This is a genomic window from Variovorax paradoxus (assembly GCF_040544635.1).
Taxonomy (GTDB): Bacteria; Pseudomonadota; Gammaproteobacteria; order Burkholderiales; family Burkholderiaceae_C; genus Variovorax; species Variovorax paradoxus_R.
Window position 1 is genome coordinate 1 of record NZ_JBEPKJ010000002.1, and the last position, 14,011, is coordinate 14,011.

10 protein-coding genes are annotated in these 14,011 nt (G+C 66.5%); 6 read left to right on the forward strand and 4 right to left on the reverse strand.

From position 1 onward, the window contains the following. Positions 1-222 precede the first annotated feature (222 nt). The 4 genes from ABIC94_RS03740 to ABIC94_RS03755 are packed head-to-tail and all read right to left on the reverse strand — an operon-like array spanning position 223 to position 6,786. Complete coding sequence (locus ABIC94_RS03740; RefSeq protein ID WP_354371426.1) at positions 223-3,333, reverse strand: efflux RND transporter permease subunit; 3,111 nt, start codon at positions 3,331-3,333, stop codon at positions 223-225. After that, positions 3,330-4,565 (reverse strand): efflux RND transporter periplasmic adaptor subunit, encoded by a 1,236-nt coding sequence (locus ABIC94_RS03745; protein WP_354371427.1) that lies wholly within the window; start codon positions 4,563-4,565, stop codon positions 3,330-3,332. Before ABIC94_RS03745 ends, ABIC94_RS03740 begins: the two co-directional genes overlap by 4 nt. Then, positions 4,562-6,061, reverse strand: a complete 1,500-nt coding sequence (locus ABIC94_RS03750) for an efflux transporter outer membrane subunit (RefSeq protein ID WP_354371429.1) — start codon at positions 6,059-6,061, stop codon at positions 4,562-4,564. The genes ABIC94_RS03745 and ABIC94_RS03750 overlap by 4 nt, the downstream gene beginning before the upstream one ends. Next, positions 6,058-6,786 carry a CerR family C-terminal domain-containing protein gene (locus ABIC94_RS03755; protein ID WP_354371430.1) on the reverse strand — a complete coding sequence of 243 codons (729 nt, stop codon included), beginning with the start codon at positions 6,784-6,786 and terminating at the stop codon, positions 6,058-6,060. Before ABIC94_RS03755 ends, ABIC94_RS03750 begins: the two co-directional genes overlap by 4 nt. A 157-nt stretch (positions 6,787-6,943) precedes the next feature. On the opposite strand from ABIC94_RS03755, the gene ABIC94_RS03760 reads away from it, so the two are divergent. The 6 genes from ABIC94_RS03760 (at position 6,944) to ABIC94_RS03785 (ending at position 14,003) form a co-directional block, all read left to right on the forward strand. Beyond that, a complete protein-coding gene (locus ABIC94_RS03760; RefSeq protein WP_354371431.1) occupies positions 6,944-8,488 on the forward strand; it encodes a sigma-54 interaction domain-containing protein in 1,545 nt (514 codons plus the stop codon). A gap of 202 nt (positions 8,489-8,690) precedes the next feature. Next, positions 8,691-9,878 carry a substrate-binding domain-containing protein gene (locus ABIC94_RS03765; protein ID WP_354371432.1) on the forward strand — a complete coding sequence of 396 codons (1,188 nt, stop codon included), beginning with the start codon at positions 8,691-8,693 and terminating at the stop codon, positions 9,876-9,878. A 168-nt stretch (positions 9,879-10,046) separates the two neighbouring features. Further along, a complete protein-coding gene (locus tag ABIC94_RS03770) occupies positions 10,047-11,504 on the forward strand; it encodes an extracellular catalytic domain type 2 short-chain-length polyhydroxyalkanoate depolymerase (RefSeq protein ID WP_354371433.1) in 1,458 nt (485 codons plus the stop codon). A 41-nt stretch (positions 11,505-11,545) separates the two neighbouring features. Next, positions 11,546-12,310, forward strand: coding sequence for an ABC transporter ATP-binding protein (locus tag ABIC94_RS03775; protein WP_354371434.1), 765 nt, complete (start codon positions 11,546-11,548; stop codon positions 12,308-12,310). Then, positions 12,307-13,026: an ABC transporter ATP-binding protein gene (locus ABIC94_RS03780; RefSeq protein ID WP_354371435.1), complete on the forward strand. Its 720-nt coding sequence runs from the start codon at positions 12,307-12,309 to the stop codon at positions 13,024-13,026. The genes ABIC94_RS03775 and ABIC94_RS03780 overlap by 4 nt, the downstream gene beginning before the upstream one ends. Beyond that, a complete protein-coding gene (locus tag ABIC94_RS03785; RefSeq protein ID WP_354371436.1) occupies positions 13,023-14,003 on the forward strand; it encodes a branched-chain amino acid ABC transporter permease in 981 nt (326 codons plus the stop codon). The genes ABIC94_RS03780 and ABIC94_RS03785 overlap by 4 nt, the downstream gene beginning before the upstream one ends. Positions 14,004-14,011 lie beyond the last annotated feature (8 nt).

The following is a 14,011-nucleotide window of genomic DNA, read 5'->3' on the forward strand; positions in this document are numbered from 1 at the left end:
GAGGAGCGCAGATGGAGGCGGGATCAGGGCCGCAGCTGTTTGAGCGAAGCGAGTTCTGCGGACCCCCGCCGGAGTCGAGCACCGCAGGTTGCCCGCAGCGAAGCGGAGGGACGCAGACAGTAGGGGTCGCCTTTCTTTGCTTACTTTCTTTGGCGAAGCAAAGAAAGTGAGTCGCCCGCCGGGGCGAGACCCGGCCCCGGAACCCTCCCAGAGGGAGCAAGGTCAATTAGCCGGTCGCTCAACCAAGTCATCATCAATATGCGGATCAGCCGGCTGCCCACGCAGCCTGCGCACAGTGCGCCGTATCCAATGCTCGATGTCGTCCACATAAGTGAACACAGCCGGCACCACCAGCAGACTCAGCACGGTAGAGGTAATCAGTCCACCAATCACCGCCATGGCCATCGGCGAGCGGAAGCTCGAATCGGCGGTGCCGATGCCCACGGCAATCGGCAGCATGCCCGCGCCCATCGCCAGCGTGGTCATGATGATGGGGCGTGCGCGCTTGTGGCAAGCATCACGCAGCGCATCCCAGCGGCTCATGCCGTGGTCGCGCCGCGCCACGATGGCGTATTCCACCAGCAGGATCGAGTTCTTGGTGGCAACGCCCATCAGCATGATCAACCCGATCAGCGACGGCATTGAAAGCGCCTTCTGCCCGATGAGCAGGCCCACGAATGCTCCGCCGAGTGCCAAGGGCAATGCGCAAAGAATCGTCACCGGGTGCAGGAAGTCCTTGAACAGCAGCACCAGCACGATGTAGATGCACAGCACGCCCGTGAGCATCGCAAGGCCGAAGCTCGCGAACAGTTCGGTCATCACTTCCGCGTCGCCGATCTCGGTCACGCGCACGCCGGGCGGCAGCTTCTGGATCGAGGGCAGCGCCGTGACCGCGGCCTTGGCATCGCCGAGGCCCACGCCAGAGAGTTCGATTTCGAAGTTGACGTTGCGCGAGCGGTCGTAGCGGTCGATGACCGCGGGGCCGCCTTCCATCGTCAGCGAGGCCACCTGGCTCAGCATGACCGGGCCGCGTGTACCGGGCACCGAGAGGCGGCCGAGCAGGTCCAGATTCTTGCGAGCCGAATCTTCGAGCTTCACCACGATGGGCACCTGCCGCTGCGCGAGGTTGAGCTTGGCCAGCGCCTGGTCGTAGTCGCCCAGCGTGGCCACGCGCAAGGTCTCGGCAATGGCCGAACTGGTCACACCCAGATCGGCGGCGCGCGCGAAGTCGGGGCGCACGGCAATCTCGGGACGGATCAGGCTCGCGGTGGAGGTGATGTTGCCAAGGCCGGGCACCGTGCGCAGGTCTTTCTCGACCGCGCTGGCCGCGGTGGCCAATGCCGCCGGGTCTTCGCCGGTGAGCGCGAGGATGTACTTTTCGCCCGAGCCGCCGAGGCCCACGGTGCTGCGCACGCCGGGCAGCGTTTCGAGCGTTGCGCGAATCTCGTTTTCGATCACCTGCTTGCGGGGCCGGTCACCGCGATCGTCGAGCTTGATGGTGAGCGTGGCCTTGCGCGTTTCGGGCGTTCCGAAGTTGGCGAACGGGTCGCCGCCCGCGCTGCCCCCGGCCACCGTGGTGTAGACGCTTCTCACGTGCTTGATCTTCATCACGCGGTTTCGCGTTTCTTCCGCGGCCGCAGTGGTTTGCGCGAGCGTGGAACCGGGGGCGAGCGAGAGATAGATCTGCGTCTGCGAGTTGTCGTCCGGCGGAATGAAACCGGTCTTCAGCAGCGGAATCATCGCCAGCGAACCGAAGAAGAAGAGGGTGGCGAACACCATCGTCTTGAAGCGGTGGTGCGTGCTCCACTCCACCGCGCGCATGTAGGCCGTGAGCCAGCGCGGCTCCTTCTCGGCGCCGACGACCGGCTTCAGGATGTAGGCTGCCATCATCGGCGTGAGCACCCGCGCCACCACCAGCGACGCGAACACCGCCAGCGAAGCCGTCCACCCGAACTGCTTGAAGAACTTGCCGGCCACGCCGCTCATGAAGGCCGTCGGCAGGAACACCGCAATCAGCGTGAAGGTGGTGGCGATCACTGCCAGGCCGATTTCGTCGGCCGCCTCCATGGCCGCCTCGTAAGGCGACTTGCCCATGCGCAAATGGCGCACGATGTTTTCCACCTCCACGATGGCGTCGTCCACCAATATCCCGACCACCAGCGAGAGCGCAAGCAGCGAAATCACGTTGACCGAAAAGCCCAGCAGGTGCATGCCGATGAAGGCCGGAATCACGGACATTGGCAATGCCACGGCCGAGACGAAAGTGGCGCGCCAGTCGCGCAGGAACAGCCACACCACGATCACGGCCAGGATCGCACCCTCGTACAGCAGGTGCAGCGAGCCCTCGTACTCTTCTTCCACCGGCTCGACGAAGTTGAAGGCTTCGGTCAGCTCGATGTCGGGGCGCTGCGCGCGCAGGTCGGTCAGCGCCTTTTGAATGGCGTGGCCCACCTCCACCTCGCTGGCGCCGCGGCTGCGCGCCACTTCGAAGCCGACCACGGGCTTGCCGTTGAGCAGCGCCGCGGCGCGCGGCTCGGCAATGGTGTCGCTGATGCGTGCCACCTGGTCGAGCCGGATGCGGCGGCCGTCCGAAAGAGCAATCTGCATGTCGGCGAGCTGGTCGGCCGACTGCACCGTGGCCAGCGTGCGCACCGGCTGTTCGCTGCCGCCCAGGTCGATGCGGCCGCCCGCGCTTTCGGTTTGCACTTGCCGCAGCTGGCGCGAGATGTCGGCCGCCGAGGCGCCCAGCGCCTGCAGCTTCGCCGGATCGAGATCGACATGCACCTGTCGCGTGACGCCGCCCACGCGATTGACCGCGCCCACGCCGGGCAGTGCGAGCAGCTTCTTGGTCACGTCGTTGTCGACGAACCAGCTCAGCGCCTCGATGTCCATGCGCGACGAGGCGATGGTGAAGGCCAGCACCGGCTGGGCCGCGAAGTCGAGCTTGGTGACGACCGGGTCGCGCACGTCCGCGGGCAGGTCGGCGCGCACGCGCTGCACTGCGGAGCGCACGTCGTCCACGGCTTCCTGCACCGGCTTCTCGAGGCGGAACTCGACGATCAGCGTGGCAGCGCCGTCCTGCACCTTGGTGGTGATGTGCTTCAGGCCCTGCACCGTGGCAATGGAGTTCTCGAGCTTGCGCGCGACGTCGGTCTCCAGCTGCGAAGGCGCGGCGCCGGGCAGCGCTGCCGAGACCGTTACGGTCGGCAGGTCGATGTCCGGAAAGTTCTGCACCTTCATTGCGTTGAACGACAGCAGCCCACCGAAGGTGAGCAGCACGAACAGCATCACCGCCGGAATCGGGTTGCGGATGGACCATGCGGAAACGTTCATGGGCGTGCCTTCGTTTCGTTGGTGCCCGCGTTGCCCGCGGGGGCCGATGCAGGCGCTGCGGCAGGCTGGGCTCCGGCTGCTGCCGGTGCGGTCGCCGCCACGACGCGCACCAGGTCGCCGTCGTTCAGGAAGCCCGCGCCTTGCACCACGATTTGCGCGCCTTCGGGCAGCGCACTGGTGATTTCGACGCGCTCGCCGACGCGGCGGCCGGTCTGCACCTTGAGCTGCGCCACGCGGTTGTCGGGCAGCAGCATGAAGACGTTGTTGAAGCCGTCGCGCGGAACGATGGAGCTCTGCGGCACCGTGGGTGCCGAGCTGCGTCCGAGTTCGAAGTCGCCGCGCGCGAACATGCCGGCCTTGATGCCGGTGTTCTGCTGTACGTTCGGCAGATCGACATAGACCAGCGCCGCGCGCGTTTGCGGGTCGACCGTGGGTGCGATGCTGCGCACCTTGCCGCGCACTTGCGCGCCGCTTGCGCTGACCACGAAAGCTGTGGTGCCCACCGCGATGCGGCTGAGTTCGGCGGAGGTCACCTCGGCGCGCCATTCGAGCCGGCCCTGGCGGATCAGCCGGAACAGCTCGGTGCCGGCGGCCACCACGCTGCCGACCGTCGCGGTGCGCGAAGAGATCACGCCGTCGTCGGGTGCCAGCACTTGCGTATTGCGCCCGCGCACTTCCTGCGCAGCCAGCACGGCTTCGGCGGCTTCGACGCGCGCCTTGGCGGTCTGTTCGGCCGTCTGGTATTGGTTGATCTGTTGCTGGCTCAGCGCACCCGTGGCCTGCAGCGTGCGGGCGCGCGCCGCGTTGCCCGCGGCATCGGCCGCCGTGGCCCTGGCTTCGGCGAGCGAGGCGCGCGATTGCGCGATGTCCGCGCGCACCGTCTCGGGCGAGAACACTGCAAGCAACTGGCCCTTCTTCACCACGTCACCCACGTTCACGCGCACCTCGGCGAGCTTGAGTCCGCTCGACTCGGAGCCCACGCTGGCCTCTTGCCAGGCCGCCACGTTGCCGTTGGCCGCCAGCGTGATGGTCAGCTCCGTAGGTTCGACCTTGGCGACGGTGACCGTCAACGTCGGCCGGGGAGGCGGTGCGCCGTCCTTGCCCTTGGCGGCCGCGGGCGCGGCGCCGGGTTCGTTCGCGGGCTTGCCGCGCGTCAGCCACACGGCCGCGGCAACGACCACAACGAGCGCCAGCAGCGCGATGACGAGGGTAGAGCGTTTGATTCTTTTCATGGCGACGTCGCGACCTTGGTGGTCGGGTTGGAGGTCATAGAGGGCGATTCGGGACGGGCCCAGCCGCCGCCCATCGAGCGATAGAGCGCAACCCAGGCTTCGGTGCGCTCGCGTTGCAGCGAGACGCGCGCGGTTTGCGCCGCGAAGAGCGTGCGGCGCGAATCCTCGAGTTCGAACAGGCTGGCCAGGCCGCTCTGGTAGCGCGCCTGGGTGGCATCGAACGAGGCCTGGTAGTTCTGCACGGCCGTGTCGGCATCGGTGGCGCGTGCGTTGGTGCTGTCGAGGTTGACCAGGGCTTCTTCCACCTCGCGCACCGCCTGGCGCACGTTGGCCCGGTAGAGCGAGACGGCTTCGGTGTAGCGCGCCTTCGCCGCTTCGGCATTGGCGGCGCGCGTGCCGCCATCGAACAGGGGCACCGTCAGCGACACCGGCCCTACGGTCCAGGTGTCGAGCGTTTCGCGGAACCCGCTGGTGCGAATCTGCATGCGGCCGATGGAGCCCGAGAGCGACAGGCGCGGATAGCGCGCAGCCTCGGCCGAGCCCACGTCGGCGCTTGCGGCGGCCACACCCAGTTCGGCGGAATAGACATCGGGCCGCTGCGAGATGGCTTGTGCCGGCACGCTGGCAATGCTGCCCACGACAGGCAGGGCGCGTTGTGCCGGCGAAGCGGCGAGCTTTTGCTCCAGCGTCGTTTCGTCGACGCCGCTGAGCGCCACCAGCGCCTTGCGCTGCACGGCGCACAGGGCGCGCTGCTGGGTCAGGCGGCCGGAAGCATCGGATGCGCTGGCGCGTGCGAGCGCGGCATCGGCCGGCGCAGTAAAGCCGGCACGCGCTGAAAGGTCGGTGAGCCGCGCGGTTTCGCCGCGCGAGCGGGCGTCGGATTCGGACACGCGCAACTGCTGCTGGCAGGCGCGCTCGGCGAAGTAGGCGTTGGCGGTTTCGGCTGCCACCGCAACGCGCGCGTCATGCCACTTGGCATCGGCGCTTTCCTGCCGGTTGCGCGCCGCATCGCGGTCGGCACGCAGCCGGCCGAACAGGTCGATTTCCCACTGCGATTGAAGGCCCGCCTGCAACGTGGTTACCGGCGCGATCGCGGAGAGACTGCTGCCGCCGGACGAGCCGCTGGAACCGCCTGAGCCGAGCGAAGATCCCGAGACGCCGCGGCTGGCCGACAGCGTGCCGTCCAGGTTGGGCAGCAGCGCCGCACCGGCCGCAATGCGCGTGGAGCGCGCCTCGGCCACGCGCGCCGCGGCACTCGCGACGTTGGGGCTCGCGGCTTCGGCCGCGGCGATGAGCTCGACCAGCAACGGGTCGTCGAGCTGGCGCCACCAGTCGGCCAGCGACGCGAGCGAACCGCCGTGCGGCAGCGGCGCGTGCCACTGCGCGGGCATCGGCGCTTCGACAGCGGCGGGCGGCCTCATGAACCCGCAGCCGGTGAGCCCGAGCCCCAGGCCGAGCGGCAGGCACAGCGTGTAGATCAATCGAAGTCGTCTCATGTCTTCTTTCTCCCGGATCGGGCGGATGCGGCCGCAGCTGCAGGCTTGGCGGCCGCCTGGCGGCGCAAGGCTTCGGCCTCGACCAGTGCAAGCGCATAGCCGGTGAGGCGCTGCGCCCAGGTGTCGACGCTGCGCGGCGTGTTCAGCAAAGAGGGGCGTATCGCTTCGACCAGGTCCTGGCTCACGAAAAGCTGCATGGCAAGGCCGGTGATGGCGAAGGTCAGGCGATGTACGTCGTCGTCGGGCCGCGCAAGGCCGAGGCGGCGGCACAGCACGCCCGCAATGGCCTTGTGCGGCGCCTTGATGTCGCGCTCCATCTCTTCGGCCCACTGGCTGGTCGGCTCGAGCATTTCGCGCAGATGCAGTTGAATGCATTGCCGCACGATCTCGCCCTGCTTGAGCGGCTCGATCATGTGCGTGAAGAAGATGCGCAGCGCTTCTTCCATCGGCATGTCGGGGGCATCGTAGAGCTGCACGAAGTCGCCGGCATTGCCGCCCATCGGCTCGCCGAACGTGGCGGCGTACAAGCCGGCCTTGTCGCCGAAGTAGTAGCTGATGGCCGAAATGTTCACACCGGCGGTACGCGCAATTTCGCGGGTCGAGGTCTTGGCGAAGCCGTTGGCGGCAAAGAGGGCGAGCGCGGCGTAGAGAAGACGCTGGCGCGCTTCAACGCCGTCGCTTCGGGGGGCACGGGCTGTAATGGCTTGAAGTGCGGAGGCGCTCATGCCGGCGATTAGACCATGCGAGCAATCAAACGATTGATTTACTTAAGGCCGGATGAGGGCTTTAGTCGCACTCGTCGGCCGAATGTGAATTCTGGACAATTCCCGCGCCGCATTGATGTCCGATTTGTTGCGGATTGATGCACGCTACGATCCGCCCATGTCTGACGTCCCGCCCGTTGCCGCACCGCCCGCATTGCCCCTCGACGCCGAGGGCATCCTCGCGCTCGCCGCGCGCTCGATGTTCCATCTGTTCTCGAGCATCAGCCAGGGCATGTTCCTGGTGGACCGCAGCGGGCGCATCGTGTGGGTCAACGAAGGCTACCGGCGCTTCTTGCCGGCGCTGGGTTTTTCGTCGATCGACCAGTTCATGGGACACATGGTCGAAGACGTGATTCCCAACACGCAGATGCGGCGCGTGCTCGAAACCGGTGAGCCGATATTGGTCGACCTGCTCACCAACAAAGCAGGAACTTTCGTTGTCAGCCGCATTCCGCTGCGCGCCGAGCACGATGGGCGCGAGGGCGAGGCGGGGCAGGTTATCGGAGCCATCGGCATCGTGTTGTTCGACCAGCCGGAAACCACGCTACAGCCGCTCATCAGCAAGTTTGCTCTGCTGCAGCGCGACCTCGACGATGCGAGGCGCGAACTGGCGAGCCAGCGCAACAACCCGCTCTACCAGCATGCCGCCGACGGACAGCGCCGCTCGAAATACACCTTTGCGAGCTTCATCGGCAGCAGCCCCGCGGCGGTGGAGGTGAAGCGCCATGCGCGGCGCGCCGCGCAGTCGACGAGCCCGGTGCTGCTGCTGGGCGAAACCGGCACCGGCAAGGAACTGCTCGCGCATGCGATCCATGCGGCGTCGGCACGGGCCAAGGGGCAGTTCGTCAGCGTAAACATCGCGGCCGTGCCCGACACGCTGCTGGAGGCCGAATTCTTCGGCTTTGCGCCTGGCGCGTTCACCGGCGCCGACCGGCGCGGTCGCGAAGGCAAGTTCAAGCTCGCGGATGGGGGCAGCCTGTTCCTCGACGAGATCGGCGACATGCCGCTCGGCCTGCAGGCCAAGCTGCTGCGCGCGCTGCAGGAGGGCGAGATCGAGCCGCTCGGCTCCAACAAGCTCGTGCCCTTCGATGCGCGCGTGATCGCCGCCACCTCGCGCGACCTGCCCGAGCTGGTGCGCCGCGGCCAGTTTCGCGAAGACCTGTATTACCGTCTCAATGTGCTGCCGTTGCGCGTGCCGCCGCTGCGCGAGCGCCGCAGCGATATTCCGGCGTTGGTCGAAGCGCTGGGCGAAGACATGGCGCTGCGCAGCGGCGAGGCCCCGCCCGAACTCACGCCCGATGCGCTCGCGCTGCTCGCGGGCCAGCATTGGCGAGGCAACATCCGCGAGCTGCGCAACGTGCTGGAGCAAGTGACCATGCGCAGCGATTCGCAGCGCATCGACGCAGCGCAGCTCGAAAGCATCCTGCGCGAAGCCGGGCTGGAGCAGATCGAACTGCCCGCCACGCTGCAGAGTGCGCATGACGCCGACGAGCAGGCGGCGCTGCTGCGCCCGCTTGCGCAGCAGGTGGCCGAACTGGAGCGCAAGGCGATCGCGGCGGCGCTGGGGACCACCGGCGGCAACAAGCTGGCGACCGCGCGGTTGCTCGGCATTTCGCGTGCAACCTTGTATGAGCGGATGACGAGCCAGGAGCGGCCGGAGTGAAGCTTCGGCCCGCCGTACGCAAGTCCGAAATCCTCGCGAAAACCCTGACTGATTGACAGACATATGCCTGAATATCAGACACATCAATTGTTCTGAATTCAGTCGAAAGGCACTTCTTCCAAATGAAGATGTGTTTGTTATCAACGGGTTAACCGTTGGCACGAAGTGTGCAATATTCAGGCACCTAATAAGGAGACAAAGAATGAACCGTCGCCACCTCGTTGCCTTGGCCGCACTCACTGCCTGCACCGCCGCAGCACCCGCCTGGGCCCAGTCCAACGAAATCCGCATCGCGCACATCTACAGCAAGACCGGCCCGCTCGAGGCCTACGGCAAGCAGACGCAGACCGGCTTCACCATGGGCCTGGACTACGCCACCGGCGGCACGATGACCGTCAACGGCAAGAAGCTCGTGGTCATCGAGAAGGACGACCAGGGCAAGCCCGACCTCGGCAAGTCGTTGCTGGCTGCCGCCTATTCCGACGACAAGGCCGCGCTGGCGGTGGGCCCCACGGCTTCGGGCGTGGCGCTGGCCATGCTGCCGGTGGCCGAGGAGTACAAGAAGATCCTGATCGTGGAGCCTGCGGTTGCCGATTCGATCACCGGCGACAAGTGGAACAAGTACATCTTCCGCACCGGCCGCAACTCGAGCCAGGACGCGATTTCCAACGCGGTGGCCATCGACAAGGGTGGTGTGACCGTGGCCACGCTCGCGCAGGACAACGCCTTCGGCCGCGATGGCGTGAAGGCTTTCGGCGCCGCGCTCAAGAAAGCGAAGCTGGTGCACGAGGAGTACCTGCCGCCTGCCACCACCGACTTCACGGCCGGTGCCCAGCGCCTGATCGACAAGCTCAAGGACCAGCCGGGCCGCAAGATCATCTGGATCGTCTGGGCCGGCGCGGGCAACCCGTTCAAGATCGTCGACCTGGACCTGAAGCGCTACGGCATCGAGATTGCCACCGGCGGCAACATCCTGCCGGCCATGGCGGCCTACAAGAACCTTCCGGGCATGGAAGGCGCGGCGTACTACTACTTCGGCATTCCGAAGAACCCCGTCAACGAAGCGCTGGTGTCGGCCCACTACAAGGAGTTCAAGACGCCGCCTGATTTCTTCACGGCCGGCGGTTTCTCCGCCGCCATGGCGGTGGTCACGGCGCTCAAGAAAACGGGCGGCGACACCAACACCAACAAGCTCATCGGCGCCATGGAAGGCATGAGCTTCGACACGCCCAAGGGCAAGATGACCTTCCGCAAGGAAGACCACCAGGCGATGCAGTCGATGTACCACTTCAAGATCAAGGTCGACCCGGCGTTCGCGTGGGGCGTGCCCGAGCTGGTGCGCGAGATCAAGCCTGAAGAGATGGACATCCCCATCAAGAACAAGCGCTGAACTGAGCGCAAACGCACAACCGCGGCCCTGAGGCCGCACTCCCTTCGCCCCGGAATGGCCGCCGGGCGAAGCGCCAGCCTGCGCCCTTGCGGCGCAAGCGCGGCGCCACCAATGGCCGATTCGTCAGCAAGCAAGCGTTCGACACACCTACAACAGAAGGAGACAGCGATGGCAGCGATGCGATGGAACTGGAAGGGACTGGCCGCGGCTGCGGCAACGGCGTTCGGCGCGTATGCCTGCACGGCAACTGCGGCGGTGCCGCTGCCGTCTCTGGGCGCGAACCCGGCGGAAGTGAGCGTGTCCGGCCTCTCGGCGGGCGGCTTCATGGCCGTGCAACTGCACGTGGCCTATTCGGCCACCTTCAAACGCGGTGCCGGCGTGGTTGCCGGCGGGCCGTATTACTGCGCCGAGGGCTCGGTGCTCAACGCCACCGGGCGCTGCATGACGCACAGCACCAGCATCCCGGTGTCGACGCTCGTGAGCACCACCAACAGCTGGGCCGCCAGCGGCGCGATCGACCCGGTGTCGAACATGACCGCCTCGAAGGTGTACCTGTTCTCCGGCACCTCGGACAACACCGTGAAGCCGGCGGTGATGAACGACCTGAAGACCTATTACCAGAGCTTCGTGCCCGCCGCCAACACGGTCTACAAGAGCAACATCGGCGCCGGCCACGCCATGGTGACCGACGACTACGGCGGCGCCTGCAGCACCACCGCCGCGCCCTACATCAACAACTGCGGCTTCGATCTTGCGGGCGACATCCTGCAGCATCTGTACGGGCCGCTGAACCCGCGCAACAACGGCACGCTGGGAGGCACGTTCACCGAGTTCAACCAGTCGGAATTCATCACCGGCCATGGCGTGGCCGCGACCGGGTGGATCTACGTGCCGCAGGCCTGCACCACAGCTTCATGCCGCGTGCACATGGTGCTGCACGGCTGCAAGCAGAACTACACCGACGTCTCCGACCAGTACGTGCGCAAGACCGGCTACAACCGCTGGGCCGACACCAACAATATCGTGCTGATCTATCCGCAGACCAGCACCGCGGCGACCAACAGCTGCTGGGACTGGTGGGGCTACGACAACGCGAACTACGCGAAGAAGTCGGGCCCGCAGATGGCGGCGCTCAAGGCCATGGTCGACCGCGTGACGGGTTCGGGCGGCGGCTCGTCGCTGCCGGCGCCCACCGGCGTTGGCACGTCGGGCGCGACCAGCAGCAGCATGGTGATCGGTTGGGCCGGCGTTTCGGGTGCGAGCGGCTACAACGTCTACCGCGGCGGCAGCAAGGTCAACGCCGCGCCCGTTGCCGGCACCAACTACACGGACACCGGCCTGGCGGCATCCACCACCTACAGCTGGACCGTGGCGGCGCTGGACGCCAGCAACGCGCAGGGTGCGATGTCGGGCGCGGCCACGGGCACCACGCTTGCCGGCAGCGGTGGTGGCGGCACCTGCTACACCGCCAGCAACTACGCGCACACCGTGGCCGGGCGCGCCTACGCGCTGTGGGGCCTCACCTATGCCTATGGCTCGGCGCAAGCCATGGGGCTGTGGAACATCTACGTCACCACCACGCTGAAGCAGACCGGGCCCAATTACTACGTGATCGGCAGCTGTTGAGCCCGACCGGTACCGACTTTTCCATTTGCAAATGACCAACGATGCTTGAGACCCGAGATCTGACCATCCGCTTCGGCGGGCACGTGGCCGTCAACAACGTGAGCTGCGCCTTCGCGCCGGGCACGCTGACGGCCATCGTCGGCCCCAACGGCGCGGGCAAGACCACTTATTTCAACCTGATCTCGGGCCAGCTCAAGGCGAGTGCGGGCACGGTGTCGCTCGATGGGCAACTGCTCTCGGGGCTGTCGCCGTCGGCGCGCACGCACGCGGGGTTGGGGCGGGCCTTTCAGCTCACCAACCTGTTCCCGAACCTCACGGTGCTGGAGAACGTGCGTCTTGCGGTGCAGGCTACGCGTGAAGGTGCGCACCGGCGCGGGCTCAATTTGTGGAGCATCTGGAGCGACCACAAGGGCCTGACCGAGCGCGCCGACCAGATCCTGGCCGACGTGGCCCTGAAGTCGCGCGAGCACGCCACGGTGGCCAGCCTGCCGCATGGCGACCAGCGCAAGCTGGAGGTGGCGCTCTTGATGGCGCTCGAACCCAAGGTCTTCATGTTCGACGAACCCACGGCCGGCATGAATGCGGCCGAGGCGCCGGTCATCCTCGATCTGATCCGCAAGCTCAAGCAGGACAAGAGCAAGACCATTCTCCTGGTCGAACACAAGATGGACGTGGTGCGCGAGCTCGCGGACCGCATCATCGTGCTGCACAACGGCACGCTCGTGGCCGATGGAGAACCGGCCGAGGTGATTGCCTCGCCGGTGGTGCAGGAGGCCTACCTGGGCATCGCGAAGGAGGCCGCATGAACCTGCTCGAACTACAAGGCGTGCAAACGCACATCGGGGCTTATCACATCCTCCACGGCGTCGACCTGCAAGTGCCCAAGGGCCAGCTCACCATGCTGCTGGGCCGCAACGGCGCGGGCAAGACGACGACGCTGCGGACCATCATGGGCCTGTGGCACGCGTCGGAGGGCAGGGTGCGCTTTGGCGACAAGGACATCACGGCCATGCACACGCCGCAGATCGCGGGGCTCGGCATTGCCTACGTGCCCGAGAACATGGGCATCTTCTCCGACCTCACGGTGAAGGAGAACATGCTGCTGGCCGCGCGCGGCGCCAAGAACGCCGAGCAAATGGACGACACGCGCCTGAAGTGGATCTTCAAGCTCTTCCCGGCGGTCGAGAAGTTCTGGAACCATCCCGCGGGCAAGCTTTCGGGCGGGCAGAAGCAGATGCTGGCCGTGTCGCGCGCCATCGTCGAGCCGCGCGAGCTGCTGATCGTCGACGAGCCCAGCAAGGGGCTCGCGCCGGCCATCATCAACAACATGATCGATGCGTTCGGCGAACTCAAGCGCAGCGGCGTGACGATTCTGCTGGTGGAGCAGAACATCAACTTCGCCCAGCGCCTGGGCGACACCGTCGCGGTGATGGACAACGGCCGTGTAGTGCACAGCGGCGGCATGGCGGCGTTTTCCGCGGACGCGCAACTGCAGCAATCGCTGCTTGGACTGGCTCTATGAAATTCGACTTCGACTGGAAGCCGTTGCTTCTCGCCCCCATCCTCGCGGCGGTGGCGCTGCCGCTCACCGGCTCGTTCTCGACCTGGCTCACGCTCACGGTGGCGGGCCTGGCGATGGGCATGATCATCTTCATCATCGCCTCGGGCCTCACGCTGGTGTTCGGGCTGATGGACGTACTCAACTTCGGCCACGGCGTGTTCATTGCGCTCGGCGCCTTCGTGGCGAGCAGCGTGCTCGGCCTGATGGGCGACTGGACGGGTTCGCAAGAGCTGTGGCGCAACCTCGTCGCGGTGTTCCCCGCGATGCTGGTCGCGATGGCGGTGGCCGGCGCGGTCGGCCTCGCCTTCGAGCGCTTCATTGTGCGGCCCGTGTACGGCCAGCACCTGAAGCAGATTCTCATCACCATGGGCGGCATGATCATCGGCGAGGAGCTCATCAAAGTGATCTGGGGGCCGGCGCAAGTGCCGCTGCCATTGCCCGAAGCCCTGCGCGGCTCGCTGCTGATCGGCGATGCGGCCATCAGCAAGTACCGGCTGCTCGCGGTGGCGGTGGGCGTGGTGGTGTTCGGCCTGCTCGCATGGACGCTCGGCCGCACCAAGATCGGCCTGTTGATCCGTGCTGGCGTGCAAGACCGCGAGATGGTCGAGTCGCTCGGCTACCGCATCGGCCGGCTGTTCGTCGGCGTGTTCGTGGTGGGCAGTGCGCTGGCCGGCCTGGGCGGCGTGATGTGGGGGCTGTTCCAGCAGAACTTGGTGCCGCAGATGGGCGCGCAGGTCAACGTGCTGATCTTCATCGTGATCATCATCGGCGGGCTCGGTTCGACGGGCGGCGCGCTCATCGGCGCGCTGCTGGTGGGGCTCATGACCAACTACATCGGTTTCCTGCTGCCCACGCTGACGCAGTTCGCAAGCATCCTGTTGATGGTCGCTGTGCTGCTCTGGAGCCCGCAGGGCGTGTACCCCGTGGCAAACCGTTGAGGAAGAAG

Excerpts from the sequence above, each read along its gene's own strand:
- ABIC94_RS03765 (WP_354371432.1), top strand. The coding sequence starts at position 8,691 with ATGAACCGTCGCCACCTCGTTGCCTTGGCCGCACTCACTGCCTGCACC.
- ABIC94_RS03740 (WP_354371426.1), bottom strand. The coding sequence starts at position 3,333 with ATGAACGTTTCCGCATGGTCCATCCGCAACCCGATTCCGGCGGTGATG.
- ABIC94_RS03785 (WP_354371436.1), top strand. The coding sequence starts at position 13,023 with ATGAAATTCGACTTCGACTGGAAGCCGTTGCTTCTCGCCCCCATCCTC.
- ABIC94_RS03770 (WP_354371433.1), top strand. The coding sequence starts at position 10,047 with ATGGCAGCGATGCGATGGAACTGGAAGGGACTGGCCGCGGCTGCGGCA.
- ABIC94_RS03775 (WP_354371434.1), top strand. The coding sequence starts at position 11,546 with ATGCTTGAGACCCGAGATCTGACCATCCGCTTCGGCGGGCACGTGGCC.
- ABIC94_RS03780 (WP_354371435.1), top strand. The coding sequence starts at position 12,307 with ATGAACCTGCTCGAACTACAAGGCGTGCAAACGCACATCGGGGCTTAT.
- ABIC94_RS03745 (WP_354371427.1), bottom strand. The coding sequence starts at position 4,565 with ATGAAAAGAATCAAACGCTCTACCCTCGTCATCGCGCTGCTGGCGCTC.
- ABIC94_RS03755 (WP_354371430.1), bottom strand. The coding sequence starts at position 6,786 with ATGAGCGCCTCCGCACTTCAAGCCATTACAGCCCGTGCCCCCCGAAGC.
- ABIC94_RS03760 (WP_354371431.1), top strand. The coding sequence starts at position 6,944 with ATGTCTGACGTCCCGCCCGTTGCCGCACCGCCCGCATTGCCCCTCGAC.
- ABIC94_RS03750 (WP_354371429.1), bottom strand. The coding sequence starts at position 6,061 with ATGAGACGACTTCGATTGATCTACACGCTGTGCCTGCCGCTCGGCCTG.